3 protein-coding genes are annotated in these 3,039 nt (G+C 72.5%); all 3 read right to left on the bottom strand.

All coding sequences use genetic code 11. From position 1 onward, the window contains the following. Positions 1 to 960, bottom strand: a 960-nt coding sequence (locus H5J29_RS27180) for an acetyl-CoA hydrolase/transferase family protein (protein WP_181783844.1), incomplete at its 3' end; no start/stop codon positions are given. A gap of 2 nt (positions 961 to 962) precedes the next feature. Next, positions 963 to 2,135: a thiolase family protein gene (locus H5J29_RS27175; protein ID WP_181783843.1), complete on the bottom strand. Its 1,173-nt coding sequence runs from the start codon at positions 2,133 to 2,135 to the stop codon at positions 963 to 965. Further along, a complete protein-coding gene (locus H5J29_RS27170) occupies positions 2,135 to 2,899 on the bottom strand; it encodes an SDR family NAD(P)-dependent oxidoreductase (RefSeq protein ID WP_220187996.1) in 765 nt (254 codons plus the stop codon). The genes H5J29_RS27175 and H5J29_RS27170 overlap by 1 nt, the downstream gene beginning before the upstream one ends. Positions 2,900 to 3,039 lie beyond the last annotated feature (140 nt).

Genomic DNA, 3,039 nt, shown 5'->3' with positions numbered 1-3,039 from the left:
GAAGTCCGCCTGCCCGCCGATGCCGCCCAGGTAGCGGCCGCCGACCGCCTCGCCGTTGACCTGGCCCGCGAGATCGACCTCGATGGCGGAGTTGATCGCGACGAGCCTGCGCAGCCGGGCCAGCACCCCCGGATCGTGGGTGTAGCTGGCGGGCTTGAAGACGACGGGCAGCTCGCCGAGTCGCGAGTAGAGCTCGGCACTGCCGATGGCGGTGCCGGTGACCAGCAGGCCCTCGTCGATCTCCTTGCGCCGCCCGGTGAGCACGCCCTTCTCGACCAGGCGCAGCACGCCGTCGGTGAGCATGCCGGAGTGGAAGCCGAGGTCGCGGTGCCCGGCGAGCCCGTCCATGATCGCCGTCGGCAGCGCACCGACGCCCATCTGCACGGTGTCCCCGTCCTCGACCAGCTCGGCGACGCGGGCGGCGATCGCCTCGTCGACGGCGTCCGGCGCGCGGTCCGGGGCCGGGGGCACGGGCCGGTCGGTCTCGACCGTCGCCGCGAAGCGGTCCAGCGGGATGCCCGGCGTGCCGGTGGTGGCCGGCATCCGGTGGTTGATCTCGCCGATCAGGATCCGGCTGTGCCGCACGGCGTCCGCGGCGTAGTCCACGCCGATGCCCAGCGAGCAGACCCCGTCCGGGCCGGGCGGGGAGACCTGCACCAGGCCGACGTCCCCGGGCAGCGTGCGCTCGGCGAACAGCCGCGGCAGCACCGAGTAGTGCGCGGGCACGATCTGCAGCCCGCGGGCCTTCCGCAGCTCCCCCATCGCCCCGTAGGACACCAGGGTGAGCTCCGGCGGCACCTCGCGCAGCCGCCGGTTGAAGGTCAGCCCGCTGAACGCGCGCACCGGCCCGATGTCCGTGACCTGGTCGAGCAGGGCGTCGACCAGCGGGGTCGCCTCGGCGCCGGCCTGGCTCCACCAGACGCCGTCGCCTTCTCGGATGTGCGCGCGCAGATCGACCATGATCAGACCCGCTGCACCAGGGTCCCGGTCCCGAGCCCGCCGCCGCAGCACATGGTGACCAGCCCGAGCTCGACGTCGCGGCGCTCCATCTCCGCGACGATCGTGGCCAGCAGCCGCCCGCCGGTCGCCCCGACGGGGTGGCCGAGGGCGATGGCGCCGCCGTTGACGTTCACCCGGTCCATGTCCGGCTTGAGCTCGCGCTCCCACGCCAGCACCACGGAGCTGAACGCCTCGTTGACCTCGAACAGGTCGATGTCGCCGATGGTCAGCCCGTTGCGCTCCAGGAGCTTGTGGGTCGCGGGGATGGGGCCGGTCAGCATGATGATCGGGTCGACGCCGACCGTCGTCTGGTCCAGGATCCTCGCCCGCGCGGTGAGGCCGTGTTCGTCGACCGCGCGCTGCGAGGCGAGCAGGACACCCGCGGCACCGTCGCAGATCGGCGACGACGTACCCGCGGTGATCCGCCCGTTCTCCTTGCGGAACACCGTCTTCAGCCCCGCCAGGGTCTCGGCGGTGGTGCCCGGCCGGACGGTCTGGTCGCCGTGGCGGACCTCGCCGTCGAGCTCCCAGTCGACCAGCTCCGCGTCGAGCCGCCCCGCCGCGATCGCCTCGGCGGCGAGCCGGTGCGAGCGGGCGGCGAACTCGTCCATCTCCTCGCGGGAGAGGTTCCAGCGCTCGGCGATCAGCTCCGCGCTCTCGCCCTGGGTCACGAAGTCGTAGCGCTCCCACATCCTCGGCGTCCACGGCTCGCCGTAGAGCTCGGAGATCTTCGCGGGCGAGTTCATCGGGACGTGCCCCATGTGCTCCACGCCCGCGGCGATGACGAGGTCGTGCACGCCGGACGCGATCAGCGCGGCGGCCATCTCGCTCGCCGTCTGCGCCGACCCGCAGCGCCGGTCCAGCACGACGGCGGGCACCTCGGGCGGGTAGCCCTCCTGCAGCCACGCGTTGCGCGCGATGTTGCGGGACTGCTCGCCGAAGGGCGCCGTGCAGCCCACCACCAGGTCCTCGACGACACCGGGATCGATCCCGGCGCGGCCCAGCAGGTCGCGGTAGACCGCGCCGAGAAGATCGTTGGGGTGGGTGTCGCGGAACCAGCCCTTCTCCGGGTGGGACCGGCCGAACGGCGTGCGGGCGCCCTCGGCGATGAACACGTCCTGACCGTGAAGCGGCATCAGATGACCGTCCCGCCGTCGACCGGCAGCACCTGACCGGTCACATAACCCGCGGCGGGCGAGGCGAGGAACACGAAGCTCGCCGCGATCTCCGCCGGGTCCGCCCAGCGCTGCAACGGGATCCGCTCCAGGGTCTTGGCCGCGAGCTTCTCGTTGTCCCGGATGTTCTGCGTCATCGCGGTGGCCGCGAGGGGGGCGAGCGCGTTGACGGTGATCTGCTTGCGCGCCAGCTCCTTGGCCAGCGACTTGGTCAGCCCGATGATCCCGGCCTTCGCGGCGCCGTAGTTCGCCTGGCCGATCGTGCCGACCAGCCCGGCCGCGGAGGTGACGTTGAGGATCCGCCCCGAGCCGTCCGTCGCCAGGAACGGCAACGCCGCCTGCGACACCGTGAACGAACCCATCAGGTGGATCTCGACGATCCGGCGGAACGCGTCCTCGGTCAGCTTGCCGAACATCGCGGGTGCGATCGCCCCGGCGTTGTTGACCACGATGTGCAGCGTCCCGCCGCCGAGGTCCGCCGCCTTCGCCGCCGCGGCGTCGGCACCGGCGCGGTCCCGGACGTCGAGCACCTGGCTCTCGGCCCTGCCGCCGGCCTCGACGATCTGCTTGGCGACGACGCGCGCGGCGTCCTCGTCCACATCGGTCACCAGGACGGCGGCCCCGGCCTCGGCGAACGCGGTCGCCACCGCGGCACCGATCCCGCCGCCCGCCCCGGTCACCAGGGCGGACCGCCCATCCAGGGAGAACACCTCGAGTGCAGGCATCTCTAATAGCTCCTCGGCAGGCCCAGCACGTGCGAGCCCAGGTAGTTGAGCACCATCTCCTGGCTGAGCGGCGCGATCTTCAACAGCCGGGCCTCCCGGAAGTACCGGGCCACGTTGTACTCCTCGGAGTAACCCATCCC

The sequence above is a fragment of the Pseudonocardia pini genome, assembly GCF_013870575.1.
GTDB lineage: Bacteria > Actinomycetota > Actinomycetes > Mycobacteriales > Pseudonocardiaceae > Pseudonocardia > Pseudonocardia pini.
Note: the sequence above shows the minus strand (reverse complement) of the source record. Positions and strands in the feature narration are given on the sequence as shown.